The sequence below is a fragment of the Rhodobacter ferrooxidans genome (assembly GCF_000176015.1).
Lineage (GTDB): Bacteria > Pseudomonadota > Alphaproteobacteria > Rhodobacterales > Rhodobacteraceae > Pseudorhodobacter_B > Pseudorhodobacter_B ferrooxidans.
The window spans coordinates 1-1,158 of record NZ_ACYY01000049.1 but is presented as its reverse complement, the minus strand read 5'-3'; the positions used below and the strand labels follow the sequence as shown (position 1 = coordinate 1,158).

The window sequence follows — 1,158 nt, the reverse complement described above, 5'->3', positions numbered from 1 at the left end:
TCGCCATTCAGCGTATCGTTCCCGTCGCTGCCCAGCAGCGTGTCATCCCCCGCGCCACCGTTCAGCCGGTCATTCCCGGCCCCGGCAGACAAGACGTTGGCCAACGTGCTGCCGGTCAGCACATCGTTCCCGGCCCCGGTCGTCAGGTTCTCGACGCCCAGAAACCGGTCAAGACCCTGCCCGGTGTTCTGCGCCGTGGTCAGGTTCAGGTTGATCACGGTTGCCAGGCTTGCGGTAAAGACCGCCGTATCACTTCCGGTGCCACCCGACAGCAGATCGTCGCCAAGACCGCCCAGCAGCAGGTCGTTGCCATCGTCGCCCTGCAACTGATCGTTGCCCGCGCCGCCATCCAGCGTGTCGTTGCCCGAGCGCCCGAACAGCGTGTCGTTGCCCGCAACCCCCTCCAGCAGGTTGGCGCTGGTCGAGCCTGACAGCAGATCGGCACCGCTGCCCGCGCGAAGGTTCTCGATCCCGCGCAGTGTGTCGATGCCATGGCCGGTATCCTGCGCCGCAAGGCTGGCAAGATCGACCTGGATGGCCTGCACACCCAGAAACAGCGCGGTATCAACGCCAACCCCGCCGTCGATCAGGTCATTTCCCAGATCGCCACTCAGCGTATCATTGCCCGCAATGCCGTAAAGCGTGTCATTGCCCGCACCGGCGGTCAGGCCGTTGTCAAGCACACTTCCCACCAGCATGTCGGCACCGGCGCCAGTCAGCAGATCCTCGATGTCGATCAGCCAGTCCAGGCCATAGCCCGTGTTCTGCTGCACCGCGAGGCCCAGATTGACCCGCACCGCCAGGCCATCGACATACACTGCCCGGTCGCGCCCGGCACCGCCCTCCAGCCGGTCGGCCCCGGTGCCGCCGCTCAGCACGTCGTCGCCGTCGCCGCCCAGCAGCGTGTCATCCCCCGCCCGCCCGAACAACTGGTCGTTGCCGGACAGCCCGTGCAGCAGATTGGCGGCGTTATCGGCAATCAGCACATCGCCCAACTGGCTGCCGCACAGGTTCTCGATCTCCACCAGCACATCGCCCACTGCCTCGCCGGTGTTGATCGCGCCGTTCAGCATGTCCACCAGAACCCCGGCCGTGGCCTGGCTATAGTCGGCCCGGTCGCGCCCGGCCCCGCCCTCCAGCCGGTCGGCCCCAAGCCCG

Annotated in this window: 1 protein-coding gene; it reads right to left on the bottom strand. The window is 67.0% G+C overall.

The window, feature by feature from the left end; all coding sequences use genetic code 11:
* Positions 1–1,158, bottom strand: a 1,158-nt coding sequence (locus tag RSW2DRAFT_RS16950) for a calcium-binding protein (protein ID WP_008033269.1), incomplete at both ends; no start/stop codon positions are given.